This window comes from Labrys sedimenti, assembly GCF_034424805.1.
In the GTDB taxonomy this organism is placed as follows: domain Bacteria; phylum Pseudomonadota; class Alphaproteobacteria; order Rhizobiales; family Labraceae; genus Labrys; species Labrys sedimenti.
The window spans coordinates 31,583-45,609 of the sequence record NZ_JAXOUF010000004.1; the positions used below are offsets into that span (position 1 = coordinate 31,583).

A 14,027-nucleotide genomic window follows, 5' to 3' on the forward strand; every position below is an offset into this window, starting at 1 on the left:
GATATCGCGGCACTTAAAAGCCCATGCCACCGCCGCCCGGCATGGCCGGTGGGGCTTCCCTGCCGGGCAGTTCAGCCACCAGCGCCTCGGTGGTGATCAGTAGGGCTGCGATCGATGCTGCGCCCTGCAGGGCCGTCCGCACCACCTTGGCGGGGTCGATCACGCCGGCTCGGACGAGATCCTGATATTCGCCCGTATAGGCATTGTAGCCCCAATTATAGCTATCCTTTTCCAGAAGCTTGCCGATGATGATGCTGGCGTCGGCACCGGCATTCGCCGCGATCTGCCGGGCCGGCACTTCGATTGCGCGCCTGACGATGTCGATACCGGTTTTCTGGTCGCTGTTGCCCGGTTTCAGGCTGCCGAGGGCGCCGAGCGAGCGCAGCAGGGCCACGCCGCCGCCGGGCAGGATGCCTTCCTCCACGGCCGCCCGGGTCGCATGGAGCGCATCGTCGACCCGGTCCTTGCGCTCCTTGACCTCGACTTCAGTGGCACCGCCGACCCGGATCACCGCCACGCCACCCGCCAGCTTGGCCAGGCGCTCCTGCAGTTTCTCGCGGTCGTAGTCGGAGCTGGTCTCCTCGATCTGGGCGCGGATCTGGCCGATACGGGCCTGGATCTCCGCTTTCTCGCCGGCGCCGTCGACGATCGTGGTGCTTTCCTTTTCGATCACCACCTTCTTGGCCTGCCCGAGCATCGGCAGAGCGACATTCTCCAGCTTGATGCCGAGATCTTCGCTGACGACGGCTCCGCCTGCGAGGATGGCAATGTCCTCGAGCATGGCCTTGCGCCGGTCGCCGAAGCCCGGCGCCTTGACGGCAGCGATCTTCAACCCGCCACGCAGCTTGTTCACCACCAGGGTGGCAAGCGCCTCGCCTTCCACGTCCTCGGCGATGATCAGCAGGGGACGGCCGCTTTGCACGACGGCTTCCAGCAAGGGCAGCAAGGCTTGCAGGCTGGAAAGCTTCTTTTCGTGGATGAGGATGTAGGGCTCTTCGAGCTCGGCCCGCATCTTCTCGGCATTGGTGACGAAATAGGGCGAGATGTAACCCCGGTCGAACTGCATGCCCTCCACCACTTCGAGTTCTGTGGTCAGCGCCGTTGCTTCCTCGACGGTAATCACGCCCTCATTGCCGACCTTCTTCATCGCCTTGGCGAGGAACTCGCCGATCTCGGCATCGCCATTGGCCGAGATCGTGCCGACTTGGGCGATTTCATTGTTCTTGGTGACCTGGCGGGCGTGATTCTTGAGATCGGCGACGACGGCTTCCACCGCCATGTCGATGCCCCGCTTGAGATCCATGGGATTCATGCCGGCGGCCACTGCCTTGGCCCCCTCTCTGACGATGGCCTGGGCCAGGACGGTGGCTGTGGTGGTACCGTCGCCGGCGACGTCCGACGTCTTGGCGGCAACCTCGCGGACCAATTGCGCGCCCATATTCTCGAACTTGTCGGCGAGTTCGATTTCCTTCGCGACGGTCACGCCATCCTTGGTGATGCGGGGAGCGCCGAAGCTCTTCTCGATGACGACATTGCGGCCCTTGGGGCCGAGAGTCACCTTGACTGCATCTGCAAGCAGATCAACGCCCCGCAACATCTTCTCACGCGCTTCGGATGAAAACTTCACGTCCTTGGCAGCCATGACAATTCCTCCCTGGAATGGCTCGACCCTTCGGCAAGACCGCACATTTCTGCGCTAACGTGTTGGTTCGGTGCGGTCTTGCGGTTTGAAACATCTCCCTCAAATCGCGACATGCTCGAGCGAAGCGGGAAATCCCCAAATCGAACTTTTTCTCTAAATCCCTATTTTGGCGGGTTTTATTGGTCGAGAAGTCTATCAACTTTTTGGGAGAAGCGCTTTAGCCCGAATATTGTTCTCGCTCGGCCGACCTTGGCGCCTTTCCTGTTTTACCGCGCAAAATCATTGAGACGGAAGAGCCGGCCGATCGTGGTCGCCCTCTAGCGCCGGCAAGGGAGGCGCAAACATCGAGGAGGCCGGCTCGGTGCGCGATGCCGGAACGCACCACCGACGGTGCCATGATCCGGCGCGAAGCGCAGAATGACCACTTCTTGGTGGGGAGAAGCAGGGGTATTTCGCATTTCACCTGATCTGGCGGTTTGCCAAGCGCGATCGAGGGTGTAATGCTGCCTGAGTTCCACGACTCGCAAACAACATACATTCCCGAATGAAGCCCCCGTCCAAGCCTTTCTTCGTCGAGGTCAGGCGTTCGCGATCGATTCCGGCCCAGGCCCAGCCCTCTCCACCCCCGCGACCGACGTCGTCCTGGGAGGATGCGCCTGAGCCTGCCGGTGCGCGATCCAAGGCCTGGCAACATGCTGAACAATTCTTTCAGCCTCGAGCCTCCGATCCTGCGCCCGAGGCCAAACGCCCGGTATCCGCTCCTGTGGAGCCTGCGCCCGTTCCTGCCCAGGTGCTCGTCGAGCGGCAGGACGAGGTTGTCCAAACCCAGGCGCGCGACGGGAAAGGCGACAAGGCCGCCGTTAAACGCGGCCGGAAAGTGGTGAAAGCCCCGGTGCCTCAACCGGAGGAAGCAAAGGCTGTTCCGGCAAAGAAGGCTCGCAAGGCCAAGGCACCCCAGGAAGAACGGCTTTCCATAGATACGCGGCCGGCGCCTGATGCGAAGGTCCCGAACGGCCTGGAGCCGTCGCCGCCTGCCAATCAGCCGGAAGAAACGAAGGGGAAGCTGCGCAAAGCGATCCCCGCCCCGAACTCGTTTCCGGACGAGACCTCCGCCGAGCATGCGGCTGACGAGGGCGGGCGCAGGCCTCTGTCGGCACGCGCTGCCCGCTCCGCCGCCAAGCCGGCGGAACGCTGGACCTGCCGGTTGCGGCATGTCCGCCGGAATCTGGGCTCGGGCCGTATCGGGCAATTGCGTCCATAGCCCTCCGGGGGCATCGCCTTTTGAGCGGCATTGCTGATACGATCCATCGGCTTGGTGGGTCGTGCTTGCCTGTGTCGATGCCGATCTGCCTTTACCGAGGAAGCCGAAGCTGCGGCAGTCCGGCAAAGCGGGGACGACGGTGCACACGGAACAGGGCATCCTCAAAGTTTCGATCGCCGTCACCATTTTCGTGGCTGGATTCGGCGTGGTGTTCGGCCTGCTCTCCGGTTCCTTTTCCATTGTCTTCGACGGCGTCTACATGCTGGTCGATGCCAGCATGAGCGGCCTTGCGCTGATCGTGGCCAGCCTGATTGCCACCAATTCGTCTCCCGCCACCGCCGTGGGCAAGCTGCATGAGCGCTTCACCATGGGTTTTTGGCACCTGGAGCCGATGGTTCTCGGCCTCAACGGCGCCATGCTGATCGGGGCGGCCATCTATGCGATGATCAATGCCATTGGCAGTCTGATGGTTGGCGGCAGGGATCTGGCGTTTGGATACGCCATCCTCTATGCTGCCGTGGCCCTGGCTGCCTGCATCGGGATGGCGGTGTTCGAAACCCGCATGAACCGGACCATACGCTCCGATTTCGTCGCACTCGATGCCAAGGCCTGGATCATGTCGGCCTCGATCACCGGGGCGCTTCTCGTTGCTTTTTGCATCGGCTATGCGATCGAAGGCACACGCTTCGACTGGCTCACACCCTATGTCGATCCCGCGGTCCTGCTTCTGCTCTGCCTGGTCATCATCCCCTTGCCGGTTTCGACTGTCAGGCAGGCTTTGTCCGAGATCCTCCTGGTGACGCCAGCCTCTCTCAAGGACCATGTCGACGCCGTCGCCAGGACTTTCGTCGCCAAATATGATTTCCTGACCCACAAGGCTTATGTCGCAAAGGTTGGTCGCGGTCGGCAGATCGAGCTCTATTTCATCGTGCCGCCCGGCCGGCCCGCCATGCGCCTGGAGGAATGGGATCGTATCCGTGACGAGATCGGCGAAGCGATCGGTGGCGAGAGCCGGGATCGCTGGCTGACCATCGCCTTCACCACAGATGTCGAATGGGCGGTGTAAAATGGGCCGAGGGCGTCAGCCTGGCTCCCGGTTTCGTGCAGCACTATGAAATATGTTCATTATTTCTATAAATAACAATTACTTATATTGAAATTCTAATATCTTGAATAAAATCCTTCAAGCCAGGATCCTGGCCTTGAGCCATAGGAAGAGCGGCAGGCGGGTCCACTGTTCGAGGCGGTCTGCATTCGCCGTGTCGGGGATGGGTTCGCGCAGAGCCGTAATCGCCAAACCTGCCTGCGAGAGGGCGGCGACATAGTTCTCGAGCGGCTGCGACCAGCCGGCGAAGTGCATGCGAAGCCCGTCATGCTCTTCTTCGCCTTCGAAGCGAACCCGGCCGTAATAGCTGCCTTCCACGATGAAGGGCGCATCTGGCCCAGGGCCTGCGAAGCGGCCACGGTCCCGAAAGGGGTGTACCAGCGATATCAGGAACTCGCCGGTCGGCTTGAGAACACGCCGGGCTTCTGCGACGGCTGCCGGCACATCCTCGACATCCATCAGGACATTATAGGCCACCACCAGATCGAAGCTGGCAGCGGCGAAGGGCAGTTTTGCAGCCCCTGCAACAGCGTAGGCGTCGGCCGATTCTGCTTGTCGCGCGGCATCGACCATTGGCGCCACGGCGTCCGTTGCCGTCACATGGTAGCCCAGCTTGCGCAGTTCGCGACTGACCCGGCCCTCGCCGCAGCCTATCTCCAAGGCCTTGCCCCGGCCGGCGCCGATAAAGGCGAGCAAGGACTGGCGATAGGCCCAGAAAGCGTCGTGGCCGGGCGAACGCGCCCAGGCGATCCACTGTTCGGCGATACGCGTCCAATGGGCCTCGTCCGCTGAACGGTCCATTTCGTCTCACTCCGATTGGATTGTGCTGATTCGAAGGGAGGAGCCTAAAGCAAACGGCATTCTTGCGGGAAGGGCCGCAACCTGACCCTCTGTTGCTGCTTCTTTGTGCGCGATGATGATCCCTTCGATATCTCCGGACAACTGCACGGGCCCGTAGAATGATCCAGGCGATCCCTGCCTTTCTCATGGACCAAGCGTCAAAGCAGCGCGGTTGCCGCATCATGCGATGAAATTGCTTGCGGGCACGACAGCGCTTGGCGCAAGGACAATCGGGAAACGGCCGGCAGTCATGGGCTCCACGATGCAGCGGTCAGGTCTTGGCCACGAAATTGCTTGGGGGCAGCGGTCCATGGTTCAGGTCATCAGGCAATCGGGCGACGTACTGGTGCTCGGTGCCGGCATCGTCGGCGTTTCGGTTGCTCTGCATCTTCAGAAATTGGGGCGATCCGTCGTTCTCGTCGACCGCCGTCCTCCGGGCGAGGAAACCAGCTACGGCAATGCGGGTCTGATCGAGCGGGCCAGCGTCATTCCTTATGGCTTTCCGCGTGAGCTCTCGACGCTTCTCCACTATGGGCTGAATCTTTCCGCGGACGTGCGCTACCACTGGCGCTTCCTGCCCAAGGCACTGCCGTGGCTCGCACGCTTCTGGTGGGAATCCTCGCCCAAGCGGCTGCGCCGGGCTGCCCTCGATATGCTGCCCCTGATCGAGCATTCGGTGGACGAACATGCCAGGCTGATGGCCGATGCAGGCATTTCCGAACAATTGCGCCCGACTGGCTGGATGGAGGCCTATCGTACCAGCGGGGCCTTCGAGAAGGCGTGCTCGGCCGCCAGGCAGCTCGACGAGTTCGGCCTGCACTATGATCTGCTAGCCGCTTCCGCACTGCGTGAGAGGGAACCGAGCCTGGCGGGTGTATTTGCGGGAGCGGTGCATTGGCGCGATCCCGCCACGATTGCCGATCCAGGCCGGCTGGTGAAGGACTATGCCGCGCTTTTCAGCCGCAAGGGCGGCACCTTCGTCGAGGCCGACGCAACCGCCCTGAAGCAGGAAGAGGATGGCTGGAGCCTGGAGACGCCGGAACGTCATTATCGCTCCCGCGAGGCCGTCGTTGCCCTCGGGCCATGGTCGGACCGGCTCTATACGAAATTCGGCTATCGCGTGCCGCTCGCGGTCAAGCGCGGCTATCACGTGCATTTCAAGCCGGCACCCGACGCCGTCCTCAATCGACCCATCGTCGACATCGAGCGCGGTTATCTGCTGGCACCGATGACCCGGGGCATCCGGCTGACGACGGGAATCGAGTTCGCCTCGCGCGACCACGCGCCGACGCCGGTACAGCTCGACCGGACCGAGCCGCATGCCCGCGAAGTGTTCCCGCTTGGGCAGCGCGTCGAGGATGCGCCCTGGATGGGATCGCGCCCCTGCCTGCCGGACATGCGCCCCGTGATCGGGCCGGCGCCGCGCCACAAGGGCCTCTGGTTCGCCTTCGGCCATAACCATCATGGCCTGACGCTCGGTCCAGCCACGGGGCGGCTGCTGTCGGAAATGATGGCGGGATTGCCCACTTTTGCCGATCCGGCACCCTTTGCAATGAATCGTTTCGGTTGAAAGGCATAAGGGGTGCCAGCGCTACCAGCACCGTTCAGCCATGGGCACGCTTTGGCCCAAGCGGCAAGGTGCTGCGGATCTTGGCGAAGAGGGCGGCTGGCAGAACCGGCTTGTGCAGGAGGGGGATGCCGCTGGCCTCCGCTTCGCGTAGCCGCTCGGGCGCGGTGTCACCCGTGATGAGGATGGCGGGCAGGTCGGGGATCTGTTCCCGGAGGATGGCTATCGCTTCCGCACCGGTCCGCTGCTCGCGCAGACGGTAATCGCAGATCACCAGATCCGGCGCCAGGCGGCCGAGGCTAAGCCGCGCCTGCTCAATGCCCTCCACTGCATCGCACCGCGCGCCCCAGGTTTTCAGCAGGCGCAACATGCCTTCACGAACGGCTTCGTCATCGTCGATGACGAGGATCCGGCACGGTCTGCCCAGCGTCGTGTGGTCGTTCGCGGACGCGGACGGCTCGGGATCGGCGTGCATGCCGGACCGTCCGGCTGCAAGTGGCAGGATAAGAGCGAATTTGCTGCCACGGCCGACCACCGAGCGCAATCGCAATTCATGATTGGCGGCCCGGGCGAGACGCTCGGTGATGGCCAATCCCAGGCCAAGCCCCTTACGACGATCGCGCTCGGGGTTGCCGAGCTGATGGAATTCGCGAAAAATTTCCTGCTGGTTGTCGGCGGCGATGCCGATTCCGCTGTCCCAGACCTCGACATGCACCTGATCGGCACGGCGTCGGCAGCCGATCAATACGCCGCCGCGTTCGGTGTAGCGAATGGCGTTGGAGATCAGGTTACGCAGGATCAGCTCCACCAGTGCGGGGTCCGATTCCACCATGACATCGGTATCGCGCTGGCGGTAGACGATGCCCTTCTCGTCCGCCGATGGGGCAAGTTCGGTGCCGATCCTGTTGAGCAGGGGCTGGAGCTCGAAGCAGCGCTTGCTCACCGTGACCACGCCCGCTTCCAGCCGGGAGAAATCGAGCAGTGTGTTGAGCATGTCGCCCGAGGCGATCGAGGCGGCGCGGGCATTGTCCAGGATCTCGCGCTGCTGCGCCGTCAACTGGCCACGGGCGAGCACTTCCAGGAACAGGCCCTGGGCATGGATGGGTTGGCGCAAATCGTGGCTGGCGGCCGCCAGGAATTTCGATTTGGCCTGGTTTGCAGTTTCGGCCTCGAGGCGGGCAGCCTGGGCGATCGCCGTCTCCTGGCGCAGGCGCTCGACCAATTCGTTGTTCTCGAACCGCAGCTCCGCCAATTTCTGGAAGGTCTGCGACGCGCTTCGCGCCGAAGCGATGATGGCAATACAGAACAAGACGCTGCCGATCGCCATGCCCCAATACATGGGATCGCCGAGCGTGACCAGCTTGAGGGCAAGCATGGCGATGAACACGACCGAATAGCCGACAAAGGCCGGCAGCACGGGCGCCATGAAGGAGAGGGAGCCAGCCTGGATGCCGGCCATGAAGCACAGAAGCAGGGCGATGGCGAGGGGAGAAGCCTGATCAAAGGCGATCCAGGGCAATATGCCCCGCAGGATGCCGATCGCCGTGGCAAGCAGGATGGTATAACGCTGGTAGCGGCCAGCCTCGGCAACAGGATCCGGACTGTCGCGGAAGCGGTTGGCGAGCAGGCGCAGAAAAGGCACGGGGAGAAAAGCGCAGACTGCCCAGATCGCCAAGGGAAGCACGGGGGCATTCAGGGCAAAGATGACGGCCATCGCCGCATTGCCGATACCGCCGATGATGAAGGCAAACGGAGCCGTGCCAAGCATGAAGCGAAGCTGCTCTGCAGCGATGCGAGCGGGAACCGGCTTGAACAAGAGCGCTGCCATTCAGCGTATCAGGCCGCGTTCGCGGGCCACAGCCACCGCCTCTGCCCGGCTGGCTACGTCGAAAGCCGCCAGCAGGGCTTGGACGTGCACACGCACCGTATTTTCCGACAGGTTGAGATGCCGCCCGATCACCTTGTTGGAATAGCCCCGGCCCAAATGGTCGAGAACCTCGTATTGGCGCGGGGTGAGCTGGGCCTGGCTTCTGGCGACCGGATGGGCAACCTCGCTGGGGCCCGACTCTCCTCGCAGGGCGCCTTCGACGGTAGCGACGATACGATCGGTCGGCTCGGCCTTGGACAGGAAAGCCGCCGCCCCTTTGGCGAGGGCTTCCGCCCGCGTGCCGACATCGTCATGCGAGGTGAGGATGATCACCGGTGCGCCCGGCCAGCGTCGCCTGAATACGGCCAACCCTTCCATGCCGCTGAGGCCAGGCATCTCGATGTCGAGCAGCACCGCATGAGGCCGCACCTGGTCCTCGGCAATGGCCTGGGCGATCGAACCGGCCTCGCGGATCATGGCATGCGGCAGGCCTTGCTCGAGCACAAGGCGCAAGCCAGCGCGCAAGAGCGAGTGATCGTCGATCAGGAGCAAGTGCAACGGTGATGGGGCGTGCATGACACCCTACTTTAGGCTAGTTGCTGACCTTAGACCATTAGTCCATCCAGACTAGTCCAAGACAGACTATGGAAAATGAGCTAAGAGTTTTCTAAAGTCGCTTTGACCAACGAGTTGGAGTTGAATGGAGCAACTAGGCGGGATTGGTCTCACGACGAGCTTGCCAGCCATTGCGGCTAAGGCGCTTGCCGCAAGAGAAGCGGACGATCTTCGCCGATCCAGATCACGCGGGCTGCCCCTCCAATGGTGGCCGGCGTGACAGGGTGGCGCACTATGTACTTCGACAATTCGCTGCCGAAGTTCTCATGGTCCATTTTCTTGCTGAAAGACCCCTCCCGTGGAACCGATACCCACTCCCCATGCTCCCGAACACGACCGGCAGGGTGTGCCCTGGACGATTGCCGTCATCGACGAAAAGCAGCTCACCCGTAGCTGCCTGATACACAGCCTCATCTCTGCCGCCCCTGCCTTTTCTGCCGTGGGATATGCCAGCTTGGCGGATTGGCACCAGAGTGAGGAAGGCTACGGGCCCTGCATTGTCCTGTTTTGCGTCACGGGGCAGAAGGCAACCGAGGCGATCGCGGAGCTCGATCTCGATTTTGTGGCCCATCATTGCGGCGACGTTCGGGTGATCGTGGTTTCCGACATCGAGGATCCCCGGCTGGTCGTGGCGGCTCTCGGCAAGGGGGCCCGGGGCTATATCGGCATGAGCTCCAGCCTCGATGTTGCCCTGGCGGCCATACGCCTGGTGGCGGCGGGTGGCATCTTCGTCCCGGCAAGCGGCCTGCTGCCATCGAAGTCACGGGCCGATTTCGGCAGCGAGGAAAGCCAGGATGAAGGCCTGTCTCGGCAGGCGGCCTTTACACCCAAGCAACTGGCGGTGATCCAGCGCCTGCGGCAGGGCGAATCCAATAAGATCATCGCCTACAAGCTCAATATGGAGGAATGCACCGTCAAGGTGCATATCCGCAACATCATGCAAAAGATCCGGGCGCGCAATCGTACGGAAATCGCCTATATGACCAATAATCTTTTCGACAGCGACGCTCCCTGATCCAATCGGAAGGACGACCGAACTCGAGACCGGTTCCGGTCGCCTGGACCGTGACATTGCAGGCTTCAGAAGGTGGCCGCTTCGACGATGCGGACGCCGGATCGCCGGGCCCGCGCGACCAGGTCCGCACAATCCTTGCCGCCCGGAAAGGCAATCACCACGAAGGGCTCGTAGAAATTGAGCATATGCTCGTTACGCAGCGGTCCCGCGGATGTGCCATATCTGAGCCAGGACGCGCGCTCGACGATCGACCTGACCCGATGGGCAACCGCCCATTTGGCGGCCAGCAGGTCGGCACCACGCTTGCCGGCATGGACGATACGAAATTCCCCCTCATCCGCCAGAAGGCGATCCAGGATGGCGAAGACGCGACGTTGGTCGATAGCCTCGTCGCCACAGACGAGGACCGTCCTGGGCTTGGCTGGCGGCCGGCTCGTGGTTTCCTCGCCGGGAGCCGGCGCGAGATATCTATTGTGCATGTCGATCGTCATGGGTGCCACCGGCGGGACCTGCGACCGCGTTGGATCGCAGTTTTTCTATAGTCATGCGCGTTGGCGCATTTTCTTGAGCAGAACGTCTTCGATCTCCAGAGCAAAGGCGTTTGGACGGAAACGCCGCATTGCTCTCACTCTTTGGTTCGACGCGTCTTTGCGATGCTTGGCGTGGCCGCCAAATCGCAAAACGCTTCAGGGCGTCTTCTCAGACCTTCCTTGCCCGCCATTAGATCGGCCACCGGCGTGACAGGGGTGTGATCCGATTGTCCGGAACCCAATACCGCTCGACGGAGGCAAGGCGAGCGAAGGCCAGGCTCGTTCCGCCAGTGCCCCATCAGCGCCCAACTCTCCTGTCATCCTTGCGGTGTAATCGAGATTTGATCTCCTTCATTCCCATTCCATTGGTATGCGCCGCCCTTGTTGAGTATCGCCGACGCCCTCATCCACTCCCTGACATCGATCATCCTCGCCCTGGCAGCCATTCGCGTAACGGGCATCGTGGCCCTGACGGCGGCGGGCCTGCTGGTAGCGGGGGCGGTAGCAGCCAAAATCCGGCGAAGAAAACGCGGTTGACGGGCCTGGCGTGGGTCAGTTCCAGGATTATGCGCGCGAACGGACTACCGAACCCGGCCTTCGGCCGTCAGATCAGACTGATAGGACGCCAGAACCTGCCGCATCTTGCGCCCCAGCAAGAGAAGAGCCGCCAGGCCGGCGCAAAGGCCCATGCCGAAGGTAACGATCTGCAGCGTGGACAGGTGTCCATCGAGGCCCGCGCGCAGTCCGGCACCGGCAGCGACCTGCAGGGCGATTCCAGGCAGAATGCCAAGCCCGGTCGCGACCAGGAACGGGCCGAAGGCCGTCGACGTCGAGCCGAACATGAAGCTCATCAGGCTTGACGGTGCGATCGGCGCGAAACGACATAAAAGCACGATACGCCAGCCACTTATCCGAATGGTTTCACGAAGTGCATCCAGCAGGTGCCAGCGCCGGGTGAGCCGATGGCCGTAGCGGCGGCCAGCCACCAGGCCGAGCCAGTAGGCCACGGATGCGCCAAGGATGGATCCGATCAGGGCAAGCGGGATGCCGTAAAGACCATAGGCGGAGCCGGCCACGATGCAAAGCGCAGGCCGGGGCAGCAGCGAGACGGCACTGACGAAGAAGAGCAGCAGCATCAGGGCCGCTCCCCACTCGCCGGCAAAGCTCAATAGATCCGCCTGCATGTCCAAACCAATCCCGGTGTTGTGCCTTGTTCATACCGTGTCTCAGGCAGGATGCAACCTCGCTGGCCTTTGCTCAAGAGACATCCGCGCGGCCTGAGGGCGGCTGTGAAAACGACGTCGGCTTTGAGGCTGTATGCCGATCATGTCGCTCGGAAAACAAAGTACCCGGCGTGTCGGGCGCCGGGTCGGAAGTTGGTTGCTATGCCGCCGATTTGCGGCATGGCGGACACTATTGTCAGACCATGTGACACAGCTGTGAAAGTGTCTGAGCCAAGGTATTTTGCAATCCTACAACCTCGCCCGAATTCGCAAAGGCACATCGAAACGAAGAGTTGGGACCAGCTAGAAGCCGGTCTCTTCAGCGAACACAGCCTGTCAGAGAATGGTTTCGAGAATATCGGCCGCATCGCTGATATCGGCCTGGATGGCGCGGACCGCGCCACCCTGGTCTCGTGATCGCAACGCTTCGACCAGGACACGATGGTGCTTGTTCGAGACGACGAAATTGCCGCGTTCCTGCAGCAGGTTGAAATAGGGACTGACCTGGAGCCAGAGCGTTTCGATGATGCCGAACAGGGTTTCCGAGCCGCTCGCCTGGTAGATCTCGAAATGCAGCGCCCGGTTGGCGCGCAGATAGATCTTCCGGGCTTCCTTGTTCGGCTTGATGTTGTCCATCTCTTCGACCAACTCATCGAGCCGGGCCAGCGTTGCAGGCAGGAGGCTGGGCACGGCCCAGGACACCGCCAGTCCCTCGATCTCCAGGCGGGTCCGCGTCAGGTCCGCCAGTCGCTCGCGGGTCAGATGGGGAATGCCGAGGCTGCGCCCGGCCACCACGGTGAGCGCCTTTTCCGCCGTCAGGCGCAGAATCGCCTCGCGCACCGGCATGGCGCTGACGCCGAAAGCGTCCGCCAGCCACTGGATGGTGATCGACTGGCCTGGTGCCAGGTCACCGTTGAGGATCAGTTCCTTGGCCTGGCGATAGACGTCCTCCTGCATGGTGGCGCGCTGCACACGCACGACCGAGAGCGGCTCCCGCGCCTTGGACCTGATTTCGCTCATGACACCTCCGCGTTGCAAATCCCGATGCCGGGTTCTCGTCTTGTAGGTCGGTTCGGCGTTTGGAGAAAGCGTCGCCGGGCTTGCTAAAATTCTGATCTTTGATTTATGATCAAAAGTAGCTCACAGAAGCTGACTTATCAACGAGTCGAAGTGCCCGCCGCAACGAAGCGGGCTGACAGGGAGGGAAGAATGGGACTGGTAAAGCGCGGCGCTGCCCTGCTGGGCGCGGGACTGCTCGGCATATGTGCCCTTGGCGGGCAGGCCGAAGCCAAGGACAAATACAAGATCTATCTGTCGATGAGCTATATCGGCAATGACTGGCAGGGCGAGGCCGCCAACATGGTCAAGGCCATGGCCGCCAGCAAGGAGATGGCCGACAAGGTCGACCTCCAGGTCCAAGTCGCCGGGCCCAACGCCCAGCGCCAGATCCAGCAGATCAACGCCATGGTCCAGGCCGGCGCCAAGGCCATCGTGGTCTTCCCGATCTCGCCCACCGCTCTGAACGCGGCCGTCAAGAATGCCTGCGGCAAGGGCGTGGTGGTGATCGCCTATGACGGCGAGATCACCGAGCCCTGCGCCTACAATGTCACGATCGACCAGAGCGAGGCGGGGCGGGTCACGGCCGAATGGCTGGCCAAGAAACTGAACGGCAAGGGCAACATCATCGCCATCACCGGCGTGCCCGGCACCTCGGTCGATACACTGCGCACCAAGGCCGCCAAGGAAGTCTTCGCCAAATATCCCGACATCAAGATCGTCAACGAAGCCGTCGGCATGTGGAGCCAGGCGGTGGCCCGCACCGAATTGTCCAAGATCATGGCCACCCGCAAGTGGGACGAGATCGACGGGCTGTGGACGCAGGTAGGCTGCTACACCGCCAACACCATGCAGATCGAGGCAGGCGCCACCCCCGACAAGCTCAAGCCCTGCGCCGGCGAGGGCTCGAATGGCGGCCGCATCCAGATGCTCCCGGCGGGCAGCGAGGTGGAGGGCGCCAACGGCACCTATACGCCCATGGGCGCTCCCCGCATTTCCTACGCCTCGCCGCCTTATTCGGGTGGGCTGGCCCTGAAGCTCGCGGTCGCCAAGCTCGACGGCAAGGACATTCCCAAACACACGGTGCTGCCTTTGCCGATCGTGACGAACGAAACGATCAAGCTCTGCCAGGAGGGCAGCTGGGCCGAGATGAAGGCCGGCTGCAATGCCTTCAAGCCCTCTCTGGTTTCCAATCCCGGCTGGTTCGCCTCGATCTATTCGGCCGAGACGCCGGAGCTCGGCCTGTCGGCGGCGCTGGTCGGCCAGCCCGAGAACTGAGGGCGAAGTGGGTCCGTGCCATCCCGGC

General features: G+C 62.5%; 13 protein-coding genes. 6 read left to right on the forward strand and 7 right to left on the reverse strand.

The genetic code is table 11. The features are described 5' to 3' along the window. Positions 1–13: 13 nt before the first annotated feature. Positions 14–1,642 carry a chaperonin GroEL gene (gene groL / locus U1R88_RS15215; RefSeq protein WP_322431976.1) on the reverse strand — a complete coding sequence of 543 codons (1,629 nt, stop codon included), beginning with the start codon at positions 1,640–1,642 and terminating at the stop codon, positions 14–16. Between the two features lie 763 nt (positions 1,643–2,405). Between groL and U1R88_RS15220 the strand changes: the two genes are divergently transcribed. Together U1R88_RS15220 and U1R88_RS15225 are read left to right on the forward strand one after the other, a co-directional pair. Beyond that, positions 2,406–2,903, forward strand: coding sequence for a hypothetical protein (locus U1R88_RS15220; RefSeq protein WP_322431977.1), 498 nt, complete (start codon positions 2,406–2,408; stop codon positions 2,901–2,903). A 139-nt stretch (positions 2,904–3,042) separates the two neighbouring features. Continuing rightward, complete coding sequence (locus tag U1R88_RS15225) at positions 3,043–3,969, forward strand: cation diffusion facilitator family transporter (protein ID WP_322431978.1); 927 nt, start codon at positions 3,043–3,045, stop codon at positions 3,967–3,969. A 117-nt stretch (positions 3,970–4,086) separates the two neighbouring features. Here the strand turns inward: U1R88_RS15225 and U1R88_RS15230 are convergent, their stop codons facing one another. Further along, positions 4,087–4,809 (reverse strand): class I SAM-dependent methyltransferase, encoded by a 723-nt coding sequence (locus U1R88_RS15230; RefSeq protein WP_322431979.1) that lies wholly within the window; start codon positions 4,807–4,809, stop codon positions 4,087–4,089. 349 nt (positions 4,810–5,158) lie between these two features. On the opposite strand from U1R88_RS15230, the gene U1R88_RS15235 reads away from it, so the two are divergent. Beyond that, on the forward strand, positions 5,159–6,418 hold the full coding sequence (locus U1R88_RS15235; RefSeq protein ID WP_322431980.1) for an NAD(P)/FAD-dependent oxidoreductase: 1,260 nt from the start codon (positions 5,159–5,161) through the stop codon (positions 6,416–6,418). A 34-nt stretch (positions 6,419–6,452) separates the two neighbouring features. Here U1R88_RS15235 and U1R88_RS15240 read toward each other — a convergent pair whose 3' ends face one another. Beyond that, positions 6,453–8,243, reverse strand: a complete 1,791-nt coding sequence (locus tag U1R88_RS15240; protein WP_322431981.1) for an ATP-binding response regulator — start codon at positions 8,241–8,243, stop codon at positions 6,453–6,455. Next, a complete protein-coding gene (locus U1R88_RS15245; RefSeq protein WP_068292466.1) occupies positions 8,244–8,858 on the reverse strand; it encodes a response regulator transcription factor in 615 nt (204 codons plus the stop codon). Positions 8,859–9,195: 337 nt separating this feature from the next. Between U1R88_RS15245 and U1R88_RS15250 the strand changes: the two genes are divergently transcribed. Further along, positions 9,196–9,912, forward strand: coding sequence for a response regulator transcription factor (locus tag U1R88_RS15250; protein ID WP_322431982.1), 717 nt, complete (start codon positions 9,196–9,198; stop codon positions 9,910–9,912). Between the two features lie 65 nt (positions 9,913–9,977). Here U1R88_RS15250 and U1R88_RS15255 read toward each other — a convergent pair whose 3' ends face one another. After that, entirely contained in the window at positions 9,978–10,403 is a 426-nt protein-coding gene (locus tag U1R88_RS15255) for an SLOG family protein (protein ID WP_322431983.1), read from the reverse strand. A gap of 423 nt (positions 10,404–10,826) precedes the next feature. On the opposite strand from U1R88_RS15255, the gene U1R88_RS15260 reads away from it, so the two are divergent. Continuing rightward, a complete protein-coding gene (locus U1R88_RS15260; protein ID WP_322431984.1) occupies positions 10,827–10,979 on the forward strand; it encodes a hypothetical protein in 153 nt (50 codons plus the stop codon). 44 nt (positions 10,980–11,023) lie between these two features. Here U1R88_RS15260 and U1R88_RS15265 read toward each other — a convergent pair whose 3' ends face one another. Both U1R88_RS15265 and U1R88_RS15270 read right to left on the reverse strand, forming a co-directional pair. Continuing rightward, on the reverse strand, positions 11,024–11,626 hold the full coding sequence (locus U1R88_RS15265; protein WP_322431985.1) for a TVP38/TMEM64 family protein: 603 nt from the start codon (positions 11,624–11,626) through the stop codon (positions 11,024–11,026). 375 nt (positions 11,627–12,001) lie between these two features. Continuing rightward, on the reverse strand, positions 12,002–12,685 hold the full coding sequence (locus U1R88_RS15270; protein ID WP_322431986.1) for a GntR family transcriptional regulator: 684 nt from the start codon (positions 12,683–12,685) through the stop codon (positions 12,002–12,004). A gap of 189 nt (positions 12,686–12,874) precedes the next feature. On the opposite strand from U1R88_RS15270, the gene U1R88_RS15275 reads away from it, so the two are divergent. Then, on the forward strand, positions 12,875–13,999 hold the full coding sequence (locus U1R88_RS15275) for a sugar ABC transporter substrate-binding protein (protein WP_322431987.1): 1,125 nt from the start codon (positions 12,875–12,877) through the stop codon (positions 13,997–13,999). The last annotated feature ends 28 nt before the right edge of the window (positions 14,000–14,027 follow it).

Bases quoted from the DNA above. Each gene is read 5' to 3' on its own strand.
- U1R88_RS15275 (WP_322431987.1), top strand. From the start codon at position 12,875: ATGGGACTGGTAAAGCGCGGCGCTGCCCTGCTGGGCGCGGGACTGCTC.
- groL (WP_322431976.1), bottom strand. From the start codon at position 1,642: ATGGCTGCCAAGGACGTGAAGTTTTCATCCGAAGCGCGTGAGAAGATG.
- U1R88_RS15265 (WP_322431985.1), bottom strand. From the start codon at position 11,626: ATGCAGGCGGATCTATTGAGCTTTGCCGGCGAGTGGGGAGCGGCCCTG.
- U1R88_RS15255 (WP_322431983.1), bottom strand. From the start codon at position 10,403: ATGACGATCGACATGCACAATAGATATCTCGCGCCGGCTCCCGGCGAG.
- U1R88_RS15240 (WP_322431981.1), bottom strand. From the start codon at position 8,243: ATGGCAGCGCTCTTGTTCAAGCCGGTTCCCGCTCGCATCGCTGCAGAG.
- U1R88_RS15245 (WP_068292466.1), bottom strand. From the start codon at position 8,858: ATGCACGCCCCATCACCGTTGCACTTGCTCCTGATCGACGATCACTCG.
- U1R88_RS15235 (WP_322431980.1), top strand. From the start codon at position 5,159: ATGGTTCAGGTCATCAGGCAATCGGGCGACGTACTGGTGCTCGGTGCC.
- U1R88_RS15230 (WP_322431979.1), bottom strand. From the start codon at position 4,809: ATGGACCGTTCAGCGGACGAGGCCCATTGGACGCGTATCGCCGAACAG.
- U1R88_RS15270 (WP_322431986.1), bottom strand. From the start codon at position 12,685: ATGAGCGAAATCAGGTCCAAGGCGCGGGAGCCGCTCTCGGTCGTGCGT.